At 38.4% G+C, this 20,546-nt stretch carries 19 protein-coding genes and 1 riboswitch; of the genes, 5 read left to right on the top strand and 14 right to left on the bottom strand.

Features of this window, described 5'->3' with window-relative positions; genetic code table 11:
• Nucleotides 1-4: 4 nt before the first annotated feature.
• The 9 genes from H3R25_RS05865 to lysA all read right to left on the bottom strand — a co-directional run bounded on the left by H3R25_RS05865 (nucleotide 5) and on the right by lysA (nucleotide 8,964).
• Complete coding sequence (locus H3R25_RS05865) at nucleotides 5-793, bottom strand: ABC transporter permease (protein ID WP_198194568.1); 789 nt, start codon at nucleotides 791-793, stop codon at nucleotides 5-7.
• Nucleotides 786-1,616 carry an ABC transporter permease gene (locus tag H3R25_RS05870; RefSeq protein WP_198188095.1) on the bottom strand — a complete coding sequence of 277 codons (831 nt, stop codon included), beginning with the start codon at nucleotides 1,614-1,616 and terminating at the stop codon, nucleotides 786-788. Before H3R25_RS05870 ends, H3R25_RS05865 begins: the two co-directional genes overlap by 8 nt.
• A gap of 201 nt (nucleotides 1,617-1,817) precedes the next feature.
• Nucleotides 1,818-2,879 carry an aspartate-semialdehyde dehydrogenase gene (locus tag H3R25_RS05875; protein ID WP_198194569.1) on the bottom strand — a complete coding sequence of 354 codons (1,062 nt, stop codon included), beginning with the start codon at nucleotides 2,877-2,879 and terminating at the stop codon, nucleotides 1,818-1,820.
• Entirely contained in the window at nucleotides 2,876-4,066 is a 1,191-nt protein-coding gene (locus H3R25_RS05880) for an aminotransferase class I/II-fold pyridoxal phosphate-dependent enzyme (protein WP_122036279.1), read from the bottom strand. Before H3R25_RS05880 ends, H3R25_RS05875 begins: the two co-directional genes overlap by 4 nt.
• Before the next feature lie 10 nt (nucleotides 4,067-4,076).
• Nucleotides 4,077-4,841 carry a 4-hydroxy-tetrahydrodipicolinate reductase gene (gene dapB, locus H3R25_RS05885; RefSeq protein WP_198194570.1) on the bottom strand — a complete coding sequence of 255 codons (765 nt, stop codon included), beginning with the start codon at nucleotides 4,839-4,841 and terminating at the stop codon, nucleotides 4,077-4,079.
• A complete protein-coding gene (gene dapA, locus H3R25_RS05890; protein WP_198194571.1) occupies nucleotides 4,841-5,764 on the bottom strand; it encodes a 4-hydroxy-tetrahydrodipicolinate synthase in 924 nt (307 codons plus the stop codon). Before dapA ends, dapB begins: the two co-directional genes overlap by 1 nt.
• 25 nt (nucleotides 5,765-5,789) lie before the next feature.
• Nucleotides 5,790-6,929 carry an N-acetyldiaminopimelate deacetylase gene (locus H3R25_RS05895; RefSeq protein ID WP_198194572.1) on the bottom strand — a complete coding sequence of 380 codons (1,140 nt, stop codon included), beginning with the start codon at nucleotides 6,927-6,929 and terminating at the stop codon, nucleotides 5,790-5,792.
• Between the two features lie 4 nt (nucleotides 6,930-6,933).
• Nucleotides 6,934-7,644, bottom strand: a complete 711-nt coding sequence (gene dapD, locus H3R25_RS05900) for a 2,3,4,5-tetrahydropyridine-2,6-dicarboxylate N-acetyltransferase (RefSeq protein ID WP_074426213.1) — start codon at nucleotides 7,642-7,644, stop codon at nucleotides 6,934-6,936.
• 9 nt (nucleotides 7,645-7,653) lie between these two features.
• Nucleotides 7,654-8,964, bottom strand: coding sequence for a diaminopimelate decarboxylase (gene lysA, locus H3R25_RS05905; protein ID WP_198194573.1), 1,311 nt, complete (start codon nucleotides 8,962-8,964; stop codon nucleotides 7,654-7,656).
• Nucleotides 8,965-9,059: 95 nt separating this feature from the next.
• Nucleotides 9,060-9,237: riboswitch (Lysine riboswitch) on the bottom strand.
• Between the two features lie 172 nt (nucleotides 9,238-9,409).
• Between lysA and H3R25_RS05910 the strand changes: the two genes are divergently transcribed.
• From H3R25_RS05910 to H3R25_RS05930, 5 genes are all read left to right on the top strand, one after another.
• Nucleotides 9,410-10,777 (top strand): aspartate kinase, encoded by a 1,368-nt coding sequence (locus H3R25_RS05910; RefSeq protein ID WP_198194574.1) that lies wholly within the window; start codon nucleotides 9,410-9,412, stop codon nucleotides 10,775-10,777.
• Nucleotides 10,774-11,760, top strand: a complete 987-nt coding sequence (gene dapF, locus H3R25_RS05915) for a diaminopimelate epimerase (protein WP_198194575.1) — start codon at nucleotides 10,774-10,776, stop codon at nucleotides 11,758-11,760. Before H3R25_RS05910 ends, dapF begins: the two co-directional genes overlap by 4 nt.
• Before the next feature lie 199 nt (nucleotides 11,761-11,959).
• Complete coding sequence (locus tag H3R25_RS05920) at nucleotides 11,960-12,856, top strand: alpha/beta hydrolase (RefSeq protein ID WP_198194576.1); 897 nt, start codon at nucleotides 11,960-11,962, stop codon at nucleotides 12,854-12,856.
• 65 nt (nucleotides 12,857-12,921) lie between these two features.
• Complete coding sequence (locus H3R25_RS05925; protein ID WP_198194577.1) at nucleotides 12,922-13,791, top strand: AraC family transcriptional regulator; 870 nt, start codon at nucleotides 12,922-12,924, stop codon at nucleotides 13,789-13,791.
• Nucleotides 13,792-13,876: 85 nt separating this feature from the next.
• Nucleotides 13,877-15,061 carry an MFS transporter gene (locus H3R25_RS05930; protein WP_198194578.1) on the top strand — a complete coding sequence of 395 codons (1,185 nt, stop codon included), beginning with the start codon at nucleotides 13,877-13,879 and terminating at the stop codon, nucleotides 15,059-15,061.
• A 1,070-nt stretch (nucleotides 15,062-16,131) separates the two neighbouring features.
• On the opposite strand, the gene H3R25_RS05935 is transcribed toward H3R25_RS05930, so the two are convergent.
• The 5 genes from H3R25_RS05935 to H3R25_RS05955 form a co-directional block, all read right to left on the bottom strand.
• A complete protein-coding gene (locus tag H3R25_RS05935; RefSeq protein WP_109715969.1) occupies nucleotides 16,132-17,535 on the bottom strand; it encodes an APC family permease in 1,404 nt (467 codons plus the stop codon).
• Between the two features lie 15 nt (nucleotides 17,536-17,550).
• On the bottom strand, nucleotides 17,551-18,279 hold the full coding sequence (locus tag H3R25_RS05940) for a gamma-glutamyl-gamma-aminobutyrate hydrolase family protein (RefSeq protein ID WP_198194579.1): 729 nt from the start codon (nucleotides 18,277-18,279) through the stop codon (nucleotides 17,551-17,553).
• Between the two features lie 232 nt (nucleotides 18,280-18,511).
• Nucleotides 18,512-18,952: an ASCH domain-containing protein gene (locus tag H3R25_RS05945; RefSeq protein WP_198194580.1), complete on the bottom strand. Its 441-nt coding sequence runs from the start codon at nucleotides 18,950-18,952 to the stop codon at nucleotides 18,512-18,514.
• 38 nt (nucleotides 18,953-18,990) lie between these two features.
• Nucleotides 18,991-19,476 carry a GNAT family N-acetyltransferase gene (locus H3R25_RS05950; protein ID WP_074426204.1) on the bottom strand — a complete coding sequence of 162 codons (486 nt, stop codon included), beginning with the start codon at nucleotides 19,474-19,476 and terminating at the stop codon, nucleotides 18,991-18,993.
• A 131-nt stretch (nucleotides 19,477-19,607) separates the two neighbouring features.
• On the bottom strand, nucleotides 19,608-20,495 hold the full coding sequence (locus H3R25_RS05955) for an SDR family oxidoreductase (protein WP_198194581.1): 888 nt from the start codon (nucleotides 20,493-20,495) through the stop codon (nucleotides 19,608-19,610).
• Nucleotides 20,496-20,546 lie beyond the last annotated feature (51 nt).

The following is a 20,546-nucleotide window of genomic DNA, read 5'->3' on the forward strand; positions in this document are numbered from 1 at the left end:
ACCCCTATTTAGTAATATTGCTAATGCCAATTACTTTTTCAACTAAAAACATCATTAGCGCTGTAAAGACCATTAAAACAACTGAAATTGCAGAAACAGTTGGATCATAATTGTTTTGCAAATAGTTTAGAATTGCTGGTGGCAGCATCGTAAGCGATGGCCCATTCATGAATAATGAAATTGGAATATTATTGAACGAATTGATGAAGCACATCATAAAGGCCGCAATGATACTAGACTTAATATTAGGTAAAACAATCAAAAAGAATGCTTTTTTAGGTGAACAGCCGCAGACCCAACTTGCTTCCTCAATATGACTGTCCATCATCAACATACTGGATGTGATTAACCGAATGACATACGGTAAGCACAGGAGAAAGTGACCAATAATTAAGCTGATAAAAACTGGCATTTTAAAGGTAATAACAGCCGTTTGATATAGTGCAAAGCCAATTACAATTTCAGGAATTAAAGTCGGACTTAGAAAAAATGATTGGAACCAAGCCGCATGTTGCAGATTATAACGTGTTAAAGCATATACAGCAGGAATGCCAATAATTAAGGCTAAAAAGCTGGCGATTAGTGCCACCAATAAGCTTGACTCAAAGCCGGTAATAAAGTCAGGTTGCTGAAAAATATTGCTATACCACGAAAGGGTAAAACCTGTGATTGGTAAGGAAATCGAGCTTTGATTATTAAATGATGTTACAACCACTAGAATCAGTGGCAACATAATCAGTGCCAGAATAATTAGTGAAATAATGGTTAACGTTTTATTTTTACGATTAAGCATTAGTCATCCTCCGATCTAGGCGATAGCTTAATCGCTTCATGAGCCACATCGAAAGAGCTGAGATAACGATTAAGATCAAGGCAATTACACTGGCATTTTGCCAATTTCCTAATGTCATGGCCTGTTGATAAATTAACGTAGCCATCACCAAATGACGATTACCACCAAGGATTTGTGGTGTAGTATATGCTGTCATTGTTCCGGCAAAAACCAGGATACATCCCGTTAAAATGCTTGTAGCAAGTTGCGGAATAATAACCTTGAATAAAGTGTGCCATGGGCTAGAGCCCAAAACAGCAGCAGCCTCTTCAATTTCGACGTTTAATTCTGCAACACTACCAATCAAAGTATTAATCATGATTGGCAAAAACAGATAAACCGAGCCAATAATAATCGACGTATTGGTATATAGAATGTTTAGCGGTGCTTTTATTAAGTGCAGTGAGAGCAATAATTTGTTAATTATGCCATCACGACCTAGGATGATGATCCAGGCAAAGTTTCTAACAACAGCGTTAGTTAACATTGGAAAGAGAATTAGTAAGTTTAGTACCTGTCTAACAGTCTTTTTTTGTCTTCCAATCCATAACGAGATGGGTAATCCAAGAATCAAAACAATAATCACTGTTAAAACTGCAATCAAAAATGTTCTTCCGATTACTGTCCAGTTATAAGAGCTTTTAAGAAATTGTGTATAAAGCGCAAAAAAACCTGCTCGACTCTGGAATGTTGGAATTGCGATTTCAATTAATGGAAAAAAGGTAAAAACCAAGACGCCAAAGAATGCAGGTATTAGTAACCAAACTGCGGTTTTCCGATTCATATATTACCTCCGATTGATTCTAGATTATCTATTTTTTAACAATCTGTCAAGGCAAAATCCGAATATACTTATTTATATAGCTTTATAAAGTTTGTATTTTATTTCTGCTAGTTTTTATGAAAGATAAAAATATATATGTATAACCATTAAAAACGAACAATAAAAAGCCACAAGGTTTTCCTGTGGCTTTTTGATAAATGTTTAATTTGTTTGATGTACTAGGTTATCGCGTACAAGACACTCTGCAATTTCGACTGTGTTGCTAGCTGCACCACGCAATAGGTTGTCCGCAACAACCCACATCTGAAAGGCACCATCATTTTCTTGATCTTGGCGAATACGTCCAACAAAGGTTTCCCGTTTACCAGCTGCTAAAAGTGGCTGCGGGTAAACTTGTTTGCTAGGATCATCTTGCAAAACTAAACCAGATGTTTTAGCAATCTCTTCTTGTATTTCAGCAGTAGTTGCCGACGAATCATTTACAACAAAATAAACTGTTTCACCGTGACCAATTTCAATTGGAACTCTCACACAAGTTGCGGTTACTTTAATTTCACCCGCATTTTGATCATTAAGCAAAATCTTTTTAGTTTCATGAATCATTTTCCACTCTTCATGCGTGTAACCATCATCTTCAAACACATCAATCTGCGGCAGCAAATTAAATGCCATTGGATAATGGCGCTTATCCGCTGCAGTCGGCAAAATTTCAGCTTTCAAGTCTTGGTGATTCAGCCTTGCTTGAGCTTGGTTCAGCATTTCATCCCATGCCGCTTTTCCAGCACCTGAAACTGCTTGATAGGTTGAAACAATAATCTGCTTAATTCCCCACCGCTGATAAATTGGATAAAGAGCTGCAACCATCTGAATGGTTGAACAGTTCGGATTGGCAATAATGCCATGATGATTAGCTAGTTCCTTGTCATTAACTCTAGGAACAACTAGTGGCACATTATCTTCCATTCTATAAGCACTCGTGTTATCAACGCAAACTGCACCACGTTTAACTGCCTCTGGCAGCAGCTTTTTTGAAACTGCGCCACCAGCAGACGATAAAACAAGATCTACACCATTAAATGAATCCGGTTGGGCTTCTTCAACTGTAATTTCTTGATTTTTGAATTTTAACTTTTTACCTGCTGAACGTTTTGACGCTAATAGTTTTAGTTTTTTAACCGGTATACTGGATTGTTCAAGCTCACTAATCAGCCGCTGACCAACTGCACCGGTTGCACCCAGTATTGCAACAACATATTCTCTCATTGATGATCATCCTTTTCTGCCAAAAATCGTTTTATTCGTGCCATTGCTTCATGCAAGTCCTCATCACTAGCAGCATATGAAAAGCGAATATAGCCCTGTCCACCATCTCCAAAAGCACTTCCTGGTGTACCACCAACTTTCGCCTCATGCGCTAAATCTAATGCGAAGGCTTCATCATCCGTTCCATATTCTTCAGGAATTTTGGCAAAAACGTAAAATGCCCCTTCACTAACCATCGTCTTTAATCCCATCTCGTTAAGTGCATCAACGATATAGTCACGCCTTTTATGATAAATTTGACGGGATTCAATTGGGTCTTCATCACCGTTTTCTAATGCTTCACAGGCAGCTGCCTGAGCTGGATTAGATGGTGCAGTAACCAAAAAGGCATGCATTTTGGCAATCAAGCTAATATATTCTGTTGGCCCTACAATGTAACCAATACGGTAGCCAGTCATTGCGTGTGACTTTGACAAACCATTGATTACTAGGGTCCGTTCAGGAATATAGCGCGCAATTGAGATGTGTTCAAAGTCATAAGTCAATTCACCGTATATTTCATCAGAAATTACGTATAAGTGATGTTTTTCAATGATTTGTGCTAATTGCTTTAACACTTCTTCTGAACATTCACGACCAGTTGGATTAGTCGGATAATTGAGAATAATTGCCTTGGCCTGCGGATGACTTTGTAAAGTCTGTTCTAAGGCCTCAGGCGTCAGGACAAAGTCCGTATCCGCTGTATTAATTGCAACTAAATCTGCTTTTACATATTGAAGCAGTGGGAAGTACAAGGCATATGAAGGCGTAGGAACAATAATTTGGTCTCCTGGCTGAATTAACGACAGCATTGCTGCAGCAATTGCTTCAGTCGCCCCTACCGTTACAACGATCTCATTTTCCGGATCATATGAAATATTTTGCTTCCGCTTTAGAAAGTCACTAATCGCTTGGCGAAGTCTCAAAGTTCCTTTTTGTGCTGAATAATGGGAGTCATTGTCTAAAATGCTCTGAGCTGCCGCTTTTTTGACGTGCTCTGGCGTATTTAAATCTGGCTCTCCTAATGTCAACTTAATTAAATCTGGTATATCATCAACCTTTTGCGCAAATGCACGGATACCTGAAGCTGGAATTTGAGTCAGCGGAACACTTGTAGTTGGGGTTAAATCTGAAGCTAAATGTGGCATTTTTTCCTCCTTATATTGATAGAATTTTTTCCAAACCAACAACCAGTTTGGATAAGCTCATCACTTGATCGAGTGCAACTTTTACACCTTGCATAAAAGATGATCGATCAAATGAATCTTGTCTAATGGTCAAGGCCTCACCAGGTCCACCAAAAAGAACCTGTTCGTGGGCAACATAACCTGGCAAGCGGACAGCATGGATGGGAACACCATCATAAAGATCTCCGCGAGCTCTTACATCATTGTTAGTATCTATTGAACCTGATCCGCTTCGACCTTCGGCAATCATCTTTGCGGTGTTAATCGCCGTTCCTGAAGGTGCATCAAGCTTATCGGCATGGTGCATTTCGATAATTTCTGCATCTGGAAAGTAACGTGCAGCCTCTTGGGCAAATTTCATTAGTAAGACAGCAGACAGCCCGAAGTTTGGCGCAATAACCCCGCCTAGCTGTTGGTCTTCTGCAATTTTTTGCAGGTCTTCTGTTTGCTCAGTTGTCAGCCCACTTGTACCGACAATTGGTCTCATTTGGTGGTTTAAAGCAAACTTGACGTTTTCAAAAACAGCCTGAGGAGTAGTAAAGTCAATCCAAATATCTGCATTAATTTCAATCTCATCAAGTTGGTCAAAGCACTGGACAGTATTAACAAAATCCCCATCTTTCTTAGCATGCGGTGCTAATACACCAACCAGTTCACAATCTGTTTGTTTTTCAACTAGCTGCACAACTTGCTTTCCCATTGATCCAGTCGCGCCAGCAATAAAAACTCGTTTCATTAATCTACTCCTAGTTCTACTGGTAACTCATGCAGTAATGCCGTTTCCTTTAAGCCCAAATGTAGTGCCAATTGCTTTTTCTCTTCTTCATTTAAAGTAATCATTGGCAAGCGGCATCCCCCTGCTGGTAAGTTTTGTGCATTTAAAACCGCCTTAACTGGAGATGGTGACGGGTACATAAATAATGCAGCCATTTTTGGTGTCAGTTTTCGTTGTAGTGCTCCAGCTGCTTCCACATTACCAGCTTCCAAATCATCATACATTTGGCGCATTGCTTTGCCATAAATATGTGAAGCAACAGAAATTACGCCTCTTGCTCCTAAAGCTTTAGCGCTGAGTGCCTGCGCATCCTCACCGGTATAAACTAAAAAGTCACTTGGCGCATGCTCAACGATATATTCCAAGTCTTCTATTTCTGTACATTGCTTCACGCCGGCAATATTAGGATTAGCAGCCAATTCAACAACAGTTTCCTTAGTGATTTTTACACCTGTACGACCAGGAATGTTATAAATCATTAGTGGAACCTTTGATTTTTTGGCAACAGCTTCAAAATGCGCTTTGATTCCACGTTGATTGGGCTTGTTGTAGTATGGCGTAACAACTAAGGCCATATCAATGCCTGAAATTTGACTAACTTCCTCTGTGAAATCGACCGTTTGAGCAGTGTTATTGCTACCTGTACCTGCAATCACTGGTACTCGACCTGCAACTATTTCTGCAAAGCGGGTATAAAGCTCGATTTTTTCATCATGGTTCATCGTAGCCGTTTCACCAGTCGTACCACCAATTACAAAACCGCGACTTCCTGTGGCAAGCAAAAGTTCCGTTAATTCTTTTAAACCGGGATAATCAACTTCACCTTGCTCATTAAATGGTGTGATCAACGCAGTTAATAAATCAGCGTTAGTAAAATCTGTCATAGTTTTTCCTTTCATTATTAGTCATTTACATGTGCTCTTCGAAAAAGCCGACTATTGCTTTAATCCCTGCCCCAATTGCACTTTCTTGTGGACTGAAAGTAGCGGAATGAAGCTGAGAGTCATCTTCCACGCCAAGCCAGCACATTGTTCCAGGAATTTGGGCAAGTAAATAACCAAAGTCTTCACCTGTCATTGCCGGCTCAGTTTCTTGATACTTAACTGCTGGGTTATTTTTCATGTAGTCAATAAATTCGGCTGTAATCTTAGGGTCATTTTCGACCGGCCAATAGCCACCTTGGTTAATTTCAATTTCTGCCCTAGCTGCAAAACTTTGACCGATACCAGCTGTTACTTCACGCAAACGCTTCTCAATTTGTTCAATCATCGTTTGCGTCAAGCCGCGAAGCGTACCTTCTAGATGCGCATGACCAGCAATTGCATTTCTAATTGTGCCTGCACGAACCTTGCCAATTGTTATCACGCCGCTTTCAATTGGATCTATGCTGCGCGCCACAATTGTCTGAATCTGACTAATTAGTGCAGCTGCTGCTACAACCATATCATTTGCACGCTGTGGATATGCAGCGTGACCATCTTGACCATACAGATCAATATTAATTTCTGCTGCGCCAGCAAATAGTGTTCCGTTGCGGCACCCAATTGTTCCTGCTGGTAAGTCAGGCGTAACGTGTAATGCAAAAAATTCATCAGGTCGCCACTCACCAGCAAAAACGCCCTGTTCATATGCTAGTTTGCCACCGTTTTTGCTTTCTTCAGCAGGTTGGAAGAAGAAAAGTAAATTATCTTGTGGTTGATGCTCACTAAAGTAATTCAAAATTCCTAATGCAACTGTCATATGAATATCGTGACCACACGCATGCATTTTTCCCTCATTTTTTGAAGAAAATGCTAACCCAGTTTTTTCTTTTACTGGTAGTCCATCAATATCAGCTCGGTAACCAATCGTTTTTTTAGGTCGCTTTCCTTGCACTCTTACCAGTAAGACAGTTGGCAACTCAGGAACAGTTTTAATCTGTAAAAATTGCTGATCAAATTGTTGAATGACCTTTAATAAATACTGCTTGGTGTCATGCTCTTGCAATGCCACTTCGGGAATTTGATGTAAGTCACGACGAATTTGAATCAGTTGACTAGTAGTTAACATTAACTCACAGCTTTCTTAAATCTTGCTCAATCTTAGTTTTGTCAGTAGTTTGTTCGTCTCTTTTTTTAACAACTTTGGCTGGGACGCCTGCAACAACAGTGTTAGCTGGAACGTCTTTTGTCACGACCGCACCTGCGGCAACCACAGCATTATCACCAACTTGAACCCCTTCTAAAATCACTGCGTTAGCACCAACTAGAACATTTTGTCCAATCCTGACCGGTTCGGCAGAAGCAGGCTCGACTACACCCGCTACAACGGCACCAGCACCAATATGGCTGTTAGCCCCAACAATTGCACGCCCGCCCAAAACGGCGTTCATATCAATCATTGCCCCATCACCAATTTCAGCACCGATATTAATTACCGCTCCCATCATAATAACCGCGTTTTTACCGATACTTACTTGTTCACGAATCAAGGCACCAGGTTCAATTCTTGCTTGAATGTTTTTCAGATCTAAGAGTGGTACTGCAGAATTACGGCTGCAGTTTTCAACTTGATAGTCATTGATCTTTGCCGCATTAGTTCGTAAAAATGGTACTAGATCATCCCAGTCACCAAAAACAACACCGCAATTACCCTCGATAAATGTTCTTACTTCTACAGGCCATTTCAAGTCCTCCAAGTCGCCCTTAACATAAATCTTAACTGGGGTTTTCTTAGGCGCATTGGCAATAAAATCAATAATTTCTGTCGCTGACATATTTTTCATTTGATATCCTCACTTTTCTTGATAAAAACGGTCATTCTTAATTAAATCGTCATAGGTTTCACGTGTAACAACTTCTTGTGCTTGTCCATTTTCTGCAAAAACAACTGCTGGTCTTGGAACACGGTTATAGTTAGAAGCCATGCTGTAACCATATGCTCCAGTTGCAAGAACAGCAATTACATCCCCTGGCTTAGTTTTTGGTAAACATGCCTGATCAATCAAAATGTCACCAGATTCACAATAGCGTCCTGCTAAATGGATCTTTTCAACTGGTTCAGCCGCTGGTCGCTTGGCAACCAGTGCTTCATATTCTGCTTGATAAAGCGCAGGTCGAATGTTATCACCCATGCCGCCATCAACGGTCACATAAGGAGTTAAACCTGGCACATCCTTTCTGGAGCCAACGGTATAAAGACTATATCCTGCTTCACCAACAATTGAGCGCCCGGGTTCTACCCAGATTGCTGGTACGTTTAACTGATACTGTTCAGCTAATGTACGGACACTGGCAATGATTTGTTCAACAAATGTACCTAGCCCAATCACACGATCTTTAGCAGTATATCTTATGCCAAAACCGCCGCCTAAATTTAGAACCTGTGGCTGATAATCATACTTTTGCTTCCATTCGTGAACTAGCTGCATCAATTTTTCCACTTCAAGATTAAAACCTTCAGTTTCAAGGATTTGTGAACCAATGTGAGCGTGAAGTCCAATCAATTCCATTTGCTCTTCCGCTTCAACTTGTAAAAAGGCTTTTTCTGCTTGACCCGAACGAACATCAAACCCAAATTTACTGTCTTCTTGACCGGTTTGATCATATTCGTGCGTATGTGCACTCACACCAGGAGTGATGCGGAGCATTACTTGCACTTTTTTGTTTGTTTCATGCAGTACTTGCTTCAGGAGTTCAATTTCATGAAAGTTATCTAGAATGATTACCCCAACATTATTTTCAACGGCCATTAACAGTTCATCTTTTGTTTTATTATTACCATGAAAACTGATTTTTTCCGTTGGGAAGCCGGCTTTCAACGCTGTATACAGTTCTCCACCTGAAACAACATCAATGTGGCCACCCAATTCGTTGATTACTTGATAGATTGCAATCGAGGTAAAAGCTTTACTAGCATAGCTGATGGCATAATCAACCTGTCCAGCAACAAAAGCTTGTTTAAGTGCATTGAACTGTTTTCTAATTTGGGCAACATCATAAACCACCAATGGCGTGCCAAAGTTTTCGGCTAGCTTAAGTGCATCTACACCTCCAATCATTAAGTGACCTTGATCATTCGTCTGGTAATAATCATTCGTTGACATCTAATAACCCCCGTTTTTTGGTAAAGAAAAAGACCCTTTAATACGCGCATAGCGTACAAAAGAGTCTTTCAGATTAAACCTTGATCTGATTCAGTTTTGGCGATAGCGCTCCGCAAATTTAAATTTGCGACAGTCCGTAATTTATTAGATTACGTCCCAGCCGATTAACTACCGCAATAATTAACGCTTCGGCAACCGCCCCTTTCGCTAGCTTCACCGTTTTTGCAGAAACTCCACTAGGTACTTTTGTTAGTTGCGACCTCTTCGTTTGATTTATAAAAATATTATTATTATTAATATTAATTGTCAACGACTTTTTCATAATTAATTAACTTTATTTTTAAAAACATGACTGCAGTTATGTTTTAGTTGCAGATAAAAATTAAAATGTTAAAATGCGTTACTATCGAATTTAAATTATTTTAATTAAGTAGGTGTTGCAAAAATGAAAGTTGTTAAATTTGGTGGTAGTTCACTTGCAAGCGGTGAACAATTTCAAAAAGTGCTAAATATCATTAATGCTGACCCCACCAGAAAAGTAATCGTTACTTCCGCACCAGGAAAAAGATTTGCGGAAGATGTAAAAGTTACAGATCTGTTAATTGAATATGCCCAAAAAACAATGAAACAACAAGACACTACTGAAATTATTCAGCAAATTTGGACGAGGTATCAAGAAATTGCCGCTTTTTTTGCACTTGAGCCCCAAAAATTTGCGTTCTTGCACCAAGAGTTGGTTGACTTACCAATAGTTTTTAATGACGAGCCAGAATACCTAATGGCAGCTTTCAAAGCACACGGCGAAAAACTCTGCGCACAGTTACTAGCATTAATTTTACAAGAGCAAGGTTTGCCAACGCGCTTTCTAGACCCACAGGACGCTGGTTTTTTGGTAAGCAGTGCTGCCAGCGACGCTCAAGTCCTACCTGAAACTTATCAAAATTTACTTAGATGGCGTGAAGTGCCAGAAATACTAGTAGTTCCGGGATTTTATGGTGTTACAACTCAGGGCAAAATTGCCACTTTCTCACGTGGTGGATCGGATATCACCGGTTCAATCTGGGCAAGAGGAATTAAAGCAGACTTGTACGAAAACTTTACTGACGTAAATGCAATTTATGCCGCGGATCCTAGAATTGTTGCTAACCCTCATCCAATTAAAATTATGACTTACCGGGAATTACGGGAACTATCTTATGCTGGTTTTTCAGTTTTCCATGACGAAGCGTTGATTCCGGCAATTCAAGGCCAGGTCTTCATCAATGTTAAAAATACTAATCACCCTGAATTACCAGGAACGATGATTGTACCTGAAAAAGATTTTCATCCTAAAAGTACGATTACAGGAGTTGCCAGCTCAAATCACTTTTCCGCTTTATATTTACACAAATATCTACTTAATAAAGAAACTGGTTTTACTCTTAAATTACTAGAAATATTTTACAAGTTTAATATTTCGTACGAACACATGCCCTCAGGTATAGATGATCTAACGGTTATCTTTGACAAACGGCAGTTTACTGAAGAACTGCGCGCGCAAATGTGCAGTGAAATTCAAAAAGTGATTCATCCCGACCAATTAGAATGGATTGATGATTATGCTATCATTATGGTAGTTGGCGAAGGGATGCGGAATAAAATTGGCGCAATGAAGAATATCACTACCCCCTTAGCCAAAGAGCATATTGCCATTCACATGATCAATCAGGGTGCATCGCGTATTTCTATTATGTTAGGCACCAAGAAAGAAGACGCAGCAAATGCTGTTAGCCAAATTTATCAACAATTTTTTAAAGGAGTAGCAAAATCATGATTCAAATGCAACAAGTGCATGGTTCGCAAAATCAATTTTTCTTATTAGATCAGACTCAATTAGAAAAGCCACTTACCGACCCCGAATTAGTTAACTTAGCACGTCAATTAACGGATAGACGAACTAACTTTTTGGACGGAGCAGATGGTTTACTAGTCATTAGCGAGTCCAGCCATCCCGACGCTCTAGGGAGGATGCAAGTAATTAATGCAGACGGTTCGTTTGCATCAATGTGTGGCAATGGTTTGCGCACTGTTGGTCGTTATTTAGCGGAAAAATACCACAAAACATCTTTTAAAGTGGAAACAGATCAAGCCGATCTTGCTGTAACATGTCAACCAGATTGGGCAGAAAATGTTAAGGCAGTCGGAGTAGAAATTAGTCCTATCAGCTTTAAAGCAAAAGACTTACCATTTAACAATTTAGGTACTGATGAATTAATCGACCAAAATGTTCCTGCCTTTGATGATGATTTGACCTTTACAGCAGTCGCTGTGCCTAATCCTCACCTTATCAGCTTAGTTTCAGCTGATGTGTTACACAGCGATTTTCTAAAAACTTTGGGTGCAGCGTTAAACCGACCTAACCCCTACTTCCCTGACGGTGTTAATGTTAGTCTGGCACAAGTAATTGATTCTGATCATCTTTTTGTCCGTACTTATGAGCGCGGCGTCGGTTTTACTAATGCCTGTGGCACTGGGATGTCTGCCGCAAGTCTCGTATTTGCCCTAACTCAACCGCAAGAACACGCTTTTGAGCGCTTACTTACTGTTACTAATCCTGGTGGATTTGTTCAAACTAAGGTTCATCAAACAGATGACAGCTATTGGGTTGAATTAATTGGTAATGCGACTGTAATGGCAGAAATTGAAGTAGATGAAGGTGAATTACATCAACCTTTCCTTAGTTTTTCTGATTTTTCAGTTACTCCAACTAAAGAAGATGAAGCTTATCAAGCTTTTATTGCAAAAAAAGCTAACTAACCTTCCAAGTTATTTTGTATTTACTGTTTATATATAAACTTTTTAATAAAAAATTACGTTCTACCTAAATTTATGTTTGAAAGCACTTCAGCAAAAAGCCTTGTTTGCCAGTTTGAGGTGCTTTTTTGGTCTTTCTTTTTCCTTTCAATGAAGTACAATGTTTTTAATAAAGCGATTTCACAAAAAAGGAGTCATTAAAATGGCAGAAGTAAATTATCAAAAATTAGTCGATGAGATGCGCAAAGCTTTTAAAGATGGTGATGATAAGCGTGATGAGGGCTTACCTACCAGCATCCCTGAAGTAGAGCGCTTTGATGACATTGCTTACGGTAAAGATCCTAAATATCAATTACTTGATGTCTATTTACCAAGCAAGCGCACAGACGCTAAACTACCAGTAATTGTTAACATTCACGGTGGTGGCTGGGTATACGGTACAAAAGAAACCTATCAATTTTACTGCATGGCACTTGCTAAAGAGGGTTTTGCAGTAGTAAATGCAAATTATCGTCTAGCACCAGATGTTGTTTACCCAGGTGAATTGGATGACGTCAACCGCGTCTTCCATTGGGTAGCAGATTCAACTAACGCTGCCAAATATCAATTAGACTTAGACAATGTCTTTATCGTTGGTGATAGTGCCGGTGGTCAAATGGGTGAACAAATTTTAGCTGCTTATACTAACGCTGACTATCGTAAATACTTTGGTTACTCTGTTCCTGACCTAACAATTAAGGCTGCGGCATTAAATTGCGGTGCATATTTCTTAACTGAAATTAATTCAATTGCGGGTGCACCAGAAGCATATTTCCGTCCAGAAATTCGTTTAACGGAACATGATCAATTAAACGCTGAACAATTTTTAACTACAGATTTGCCACCACTTTTCTTAATGACTTGCACAGATGATTTCTTACGTGACAATGCATACATGCTTTCCGGCTACTTACGTGCCAAAGGCATTTACCACGAAATTCATTTTTATGGTGATCCAGATAATCGTCGTGGACACGTCTTTAATGTTAATCAAAAAGATGATTTAGCTAAGCAATGTAATTTGGACGAACTTAACTTTTTCCGTAAGTACATCAATTAGTGCTTAGTTCATTGTAAAATAAAGGTTGAACTATTTAGTTCAACCTTTTTTTCTAGGAGGAACTTATGGCAGGCGACAAACACGAACTAATTCAACTAGATGAATTACCGTTACACATTAAAATCCACCACGATCGCAATGATTCCGATGTGCCGTCTCATTGGCATCAAAGCATTGAATTGAGTTTTACCATTCGGGGACAAATTGATCATTTTATAATTGGCGGTGTCGATCATCAAACACATCCTGGAGAAATCTTAATTGTTAATACTCAAATTGTGCATAGTGTACATAGTCGTATCCACACTAAAGATGATTTAATGTTGACGCTCCTCTTCCCCTATCCTCTGGTCTTGCAAGTGTTTCCTAAAATTGACCAATATTTTTTTGAGCTTGGTCCATTAAGCAAGTTATCACTTCAGCAAGTAGCTCAATATCACCATTTACAAGATCTTCTTACGCAAATTACTGATATTAAGCTGGGTAAAGAGAGTAATTTTAAAAATATCGAGTTAACTATCCTTAGCTATCAGGTTCTTGAAACACTACTTAAGTACTTTTTAAAACCTCGTAAAAATAACAGCCAACTGTCACACAATTTAGTCATCACTGGGCATTTGCGTAACGCGCTTGACTTTATACAAAGGCACTATCACGAACCCTTTTCTCTTCAAGAAATCGCGGATTCTTGTCATTTGGCACGTCAATATCTCCAACGAATTTTTCGCGAAAATATGGGGTGTACTTTAGGAGAGTACATCAAAAATTATCGTGCACAAAAAGCCTACCAAGAACTTACTACGACTACAAATACCTTTACTGCAGTTGCCATGAATAATGGTTTCAGTGGTGTTAGATCACTTAACCGTGCAATGGTTAACAATTACGGACAAACCAGCAGACAAATACGCGAAGGTTCCTCAGCGCCAGATTAAGGTGACTGAAAGCGCTATTTGTTAATCAAAAAGCAAGTATAATATTAGCGAATACAATAAAAGTTAGAGAATAGAGGAACTTAACATGAAAAAAGTTAATCCAAAATCTGGGTTGTTCAAAGTCGCCTTATTATCAATATCCTTATTATTGATGATTGCGCCGCAAATTTCCTCAGTATTGCCCCTAATGTACTCGTCATTTCCTGGCGTTTCACGGGCTGCTGTTGAAACATTAAGTACAATTCCAAACATCGGAATAGTTATCGGACTAATCATAAGTCCATTTTTAATTAAACTAATCGGTACTAAAAACACTGTTATCACTGGGTTAGTAATTGCTCTATTAGCTGGAACATACCCAATATACGCAACGGGATACACAACAATTTTAATCTCTCGTTTCTTATTGGGAGCTGGTATTGGTTTATTCAACTCATTAGCCGTTAGTTTATTATCGAAGTTTTACCAAGGCGATGAACTATCATCAATGCTTGGTTTCCAAAACTCAATGGGTAGTGTCGGTGCAGCAATCTTTTCATTCTGTGTTGGCTTATTAGCTGTTAATGGTTGGCACGCTACTTTTGCAATTTACTTGGCTGCTTTGCCAATTCTATTGCTATTTGGCTGCGTGGTTAAATTACCTAGACAGTCACAAAGCGTCGATACAGAAGCGCAACCTGCTACTAAAGAAGAAAACAAGATTAATGGTGCTGTAATTGAAATAGCAATTATCATGTTCTTTATGTATGTCTTCTTTATGCCAATGTCATTCAAGTTGCCACAACTTGCTACAAGCCAAAAACTTGCTAGTGTTAGTCAAATTGCCTTTGTTTCAAGTGTAGTTACTTTAATCGGTATTCCTGTTGGAATGTGCTATGGTCTTTTAAAGAAGAAGTTAAAGGATTTAATTTTACCAATTGGTTTATTCTTACAAGTTGCTGGTTTATTGGCAATTGCTTACGCAGTTAACCTACCAATGTTAGTTGTAGCCGTTATTGTTTTAGGTGCTGGCTTCGGTTTGTCCGTACCTTATATCTTTAACTGGCTTGATGAAGCAGCTCCAAAGAACTCCGTTAACTTCGCAACAACCATTACCTTAATCCTAGTTAATATTGGTTGTGCCGCTTCACCAACAATTGTTAACTGGTTAGGTACAACTTTTGGCGGTGGAACTCCTCGTTCTGACATGACAATGGCTGGAATTGGTATGGCAGTTCTGTTCTGCTACAGCATTGTTCATTACTTCCAATTAAAGAAAAAGCATAATTAATTAAATAAGTAAAAATATACTGAGCCCCAAAAGTTGAACAACTTTTGGGGCTTTTTTATGACATCTAAACAAAAAGAATTAAATTTTAAGTTGAACCCCCTACTTGATTTGATAGCTGCAAACTAATCTTCTTTCATATCAAAAATAGCAATCATCCCTAATTGAGTTAGAGAAGACTGCTATAGAATTAGTAATTATAATTTAATCTAGCTTATTTGGCGATCTTTAAAAATATAGAACGCGCCAACCAGCATGAACACTAATAATATTGTGGTAAATGGCGGGAATAAGTTGCTAAATCCCTGCACCATTCCAAATCCGAAAAGGATTAGTAACGAGCAGGAAAGCAGGAGAGTACCCCGATTTTGTTTCATAAATTTAAAGAAGGGTTTATCTTTATAAATTTGCGAAAAGCAAAACATTGCGATTATAAAAGCTATGTATCCTATTGATTCAAACATAAGCTCAACACACTTTCTGTTAATTATGATTAAAGAGCTGCTATGGTATAAGTTCCTGTAAGGTTGACATCCATATAAAGATAATTGTGTGGATGTGTATTATTCATATAGTCCAAATCATTTCTGACTTTCATAAAACAGGCTGAGCCAATGGCACCAGTTGTTCCTGTCTATTCGGTTATGCCTTAGTATATATTAAAATATTAAAAAAACAAAACATTTAAAATAAAAATGTGTTTTAGATTTAAACTATAACAAAAACTTAATATAGTGTAGATTAAATGAAATTTCTACAAAGCTCACAGCTATAATGCCACAACCTTACAGCAAAAAGGAAGACTGGTTTAACAGTCTTTTCTTTTTCATTATCAGGTAATTTCACAATTAGCCCAATTGCTTCATTTCAGCTTATTTAAAAATTTTAATCTTCAATTTAAGCTGTTCCATGTGTTTTGCAAATTAATAAGAGAGTCACTTTGATAGCAGCATTAAATTAAAAATTACCGATTAAAAGAGTAGGAATATTAGCATAAACTTTGTTATCAATCCATTGCTTCAATTGGGAAATTGATTCTTGAACTAGTTTTTCAGCAGTGACTAGCTTCTTTGCTATTTCCTTTTTTTCTTTGTGAATAAAAACATCAAAAGTGGCAAGATGATAAAGCCAAAGACCATCATCAAAATCGCATACCAGTTAATACCAACAACTTGGCCATTTTTAATAATGCCAAATTGTGCTTGCCAATTATATTTAACTAATAAGAAAATAACGACAATAATTGATAATATTGGGATTACGATATCAGTCCAAACATTTTTTGGTGCTGGTAAAACCTGCTCTTTATTTTTACCAAAATAGAAGCAAATGACTGCTAGTGGCACAATAATAAAGCCTAAGAACCTAACCATTGCACTTAATGTAATTAGGTTAACCATATTATATTGGAATGCCAGTGGTACCAAAATCGCTAGCGCTTCAGAAATAAAGAATGTCCTAATTGGAAAATTGTTTTTCGTTCTCTTAGTTAATGATGACGGCAGCTGCTTTTCACGTGCCATTGCCTCTAAAATTCGTGGCGCATTGAAGCTGGAAGCAACATTGATGCCAAGCATCGATACCAAGGCACCAACTAAAATCACGTCCCGTAAGATCTCATTGTCAAAAATTGCACTAATTGCCACAACCTGCTTAGTTGTCATCAAAGCTTTCGGATTGAGAACAAGCCCAACTGCAACAACCCCTATATATATTGCAGCAATAACAAAAATTGCTAATGGTATTGCTCTTGGTAGATTTTTTTCAGGCTCTTGCATATCATCTGAACCTGAAGGTACCGATTCAAAGCCTGTAAAAGCGTAAAAAGCTGACACGATGGCCATTACAAAACCTGTAGTTGTCAATGTAGGAACAATCTTATGGCCATTCTGCGTAATTTGATCAACCATCGCCAAATTATGTGAAGCTCCTGTTGTAAGTAATAGAACAACTCCAGCAACAATGATTAAAACCAAAGCGAATAACTTACCTGCAGTAGCAATATTCATTACAAACTTAACAAATTTTTGTCCAAACAAGTTAATAATTGTTATTAGCAACATCAAAACTAGAAACCCGATTGTAACGTTCATAACGCTATCAGGATTGCCGCCAAAAATCGAAATGGTTGACTTAATTACACCGACAGCCATTACGCCCCAAGCCACGCTGGCAGAAAAGTAACGCAAGATGCCGACATAAAAGCCAACGTTATCACCAAAAGCCGCCTTGGAATAGGCATACGAAGCGCCTGATTTTGTCACATATTTAGCTGCTGCTGAAAAAGAAATCGCCAGAATTGCGGCAAAAATTGCAGCAATTAAATAAACAACTAGAGATTTACTACCAGCTTGGCTGACTACGCTTCCCGGTGTTAAGAAAATACCTGAGCCAATAATAGAGTTGATTGCTAAAAGAACAATTGACCAGAAGCCTAGTTTGTCATTTGCTCGTTCTGTATCCTTACTTGTGTTCACGATAGTTAGCCTTTCTTACTTAGCATTTTCAACAACAAATTTAAATAGATTATTCATATAAGGCGTGTTAGGATTTTTATGCAGCATCTCAGGGTGCCACTGAACTGCCAAAATATTGCCCTTCTCGTTTTCTAAGCCCTCTGGGACACCGTCAGTTGCAGTCGCAACTTCGCGCAAATCCGGTGCAACATCTTTAATCAATTGATGATGGAATGAATTAACTAAGAACTCAGTTTTACCTATTGTCCGTGCAAGTAAACTACCTTCTTTAAGCTTAACGCCATGCGTTGGTAAATCAGGTGTATGGCCTTGATTATGCTTTAAAGTTTTTTCTTTGCGATAACCAGCATCTTGATATAAGTTACCACCGTGAGCAACGTTAATTAGTTGAGCCCCACGGCAAACCCCAAGAATTGGGAGACCTTTTTCTTCTGCAATTTTTAACAATAGCATGTCAAAATGGTCACGTGCTGGCCAAATTTCACCTATCTTTGGTTGCAGTTCTTCACCATATAAATGTGGATCAATATCATGTCCACCAGATAAAATAAGTCCTTGAACATGTTCTATTTGGCCTATAACAACCTCATCATTTGCAGTAAAAGGGATAATGTAAGGAATTCCACCATTTTGAACGACAGAATCAACATAGTCCTCATTAACGTAACTACGTCTATAACCATAAAAAGGTCCTTCTGCATCTCTAATTTCTGAACCAGCAATGCCGATAATTGGTTTACTCATCTTTTTCCCCCAATCAAAATCAACTTACTTTTAATATATTATACATGCACGAGCCTGAACTATGTTGTGATTTGATTGATATATTACTTTAATAGTTTGTAACGATTTCTTTGGGGATATTATTCCCTAGGAAATAATGTAGTTTTATTTAAGACAAAAACCACTGGTCTAATCGACTAGTGGTTTGTAAAAATAGCTGAATTGCAATATGCTACGTAAAGCTTGCTATAATTTAATCAACTTTTTCAAAGACCTCACAGATCATTGGTGCCTGAGGATAAAACTTCTGTCCACTTTCTGCAAATTCCGCTTCAAAAAATTGATCATGAACTTCACGCCAATACTGGTAGCTACGATCTCCTTCACCTTCATGATATGCATGCTCTGCAGATATCTGATTGTATGGAATAACTTCAACTACCTTGTCCTGAATCACGCAAACGGGATTACCATTCCAATCAAGGATAATATTCCAGTCGCCAACACTTGGCATCTCATTTTCCTGGAAAAATGCTGCAGTTGTTGCAGTCTTAATACCTCTTTTTACTAAGTCTGCTAATTCATTCGCTTCTTCCTTACTTGCTCCAAATGACCACGCATCTACTTTAGTATCCTCCCCCAAGTTATGCTTCTTACAAAAGGTACGCCAAAATTGTTCTACTTTTTTCTCCATTATCATACTCTCTTTTTAGCTAAATAAATTGAGAAAAGCTAAACGCTTTTAGTCATAATAATAAATTTGTAAATACCACCGTTGGTATGAACGTTTTCCGAACCAGTTTCTTGATAACCAGCTTTTTGATAAACCTTAATTGCACGCTTATTAAATTCCGCAACAGACAAAATATAAGTTTTAAAAGCAAAGTTTTGCTTCACATAGTCCTCAATAACCTTTATAAACTCTTTTCCTAAACCATGACCTGTTAAAGATGGAGCCAAGCCAAGTCCTATCTCAGCTTTCATTGAATCTTGATCATCTGGCTCCAAACAAAAGAATGCAACTAATTTATTGTCACCGTCTAAAACCTGATAATAGTGATCACTTCTTAATTCTTGAGACATTATTTCGTCATAATCTTCTTGATCATTTTCCATATCATAAAAAGAATATTCACCCTCGTAATGCCAATCATTAGCAATTATTTCTGCATTAGCCTGCGATAATTGGTCAATTTTTTTAAAAATACTGTTAGTCATTTGAGTTTTCCTTATTAACTTATTACATTATATTATTACCCAATATACCCAAAGGTAATTCAAAAAGCAAACAACAAAAAAACGTTTCTACATAAGCACTAAGCTATGTAGAAACGTTTTTAGCTATATTTTTAATTAATTGGTTGTCCACCGGTTACGCCATAAACTTGACCTGTAACATAACTAGCTAAATTAGAAGCTAGGAAAATGTAAACATGGGCTACTTCATCGGGTTGACCTGCACGCTTCAATGGTTCTTCCTGACCAAAAGTTGAAAGCGCATCTGTTGGTTGACCGCCACATGTTTGTAACGGTGTCCAAACTGGACCGGGAGCTACACTATTAACGCGAATTCCTTTTGGCGCTAACTCTTGCGCCAAGTTAATTGAAAAGTTAGCAATCGCAGCCTTTGTAGAGGCATAGTCAAGCAAAATAGGTGTTGGACTAAAGCCCTGTACAGAGGTAGAAGTTAAGATTACACTGCCCGGTTTCATATGAGGCACTGCAGCTTTAGCCATTTCAAACATTGAAATAATATTAACTTCAAAAGTGTCATGGACTTGATCCATCGTCAATTCATCTAAGCTTGAAACATGCTGTTGAATTGCGGAGTTCATCACCAATAATTCTAAGCTACCGAATTCATCGACAGCTTTTTGAACTACTTGTTCTGCTTCACCTCGCTTACGGAAGTCAGCTGGTAAAAGAACTGCCTTTTGGCCTGCTTTTTCAATTAACTCTGCTACTTCCTTGGCATCAGCTTCTTCTTCAGGCAAATACTGGATTGCGACATCGGCTCCTTCTTTAGCAAAGCCAATTGCAACAGCACGACCAATTCCCGAGTCACCACCAGTGACAATGGCATGGCGTCCTTCAAGTAAGCCATGCCCTTCGTAATCAGTCATATCACCAGCAGGTACTGGATCCATTTTGCTTTGTACACCTGGATATTCCTGTGATTGTTTAGAAAAATCACCAGTGTGATAACGTTTTAGCGGATCAGATAAACTATTGTCCATTGTAAAGATCTCCCTTCTTTAGAATCCACCTTCAATTTACAGCGATTCATT

Source organism: Lactobacillus sp. M0390 (genome assembly GCF_016102085.1).
GTDB classification, from domain to species: Bacteria; Bacillota; Bacilli; order Lactobacillales; family Lactobacillaceae; genus Lactobacillus; species Lactobacillus apis.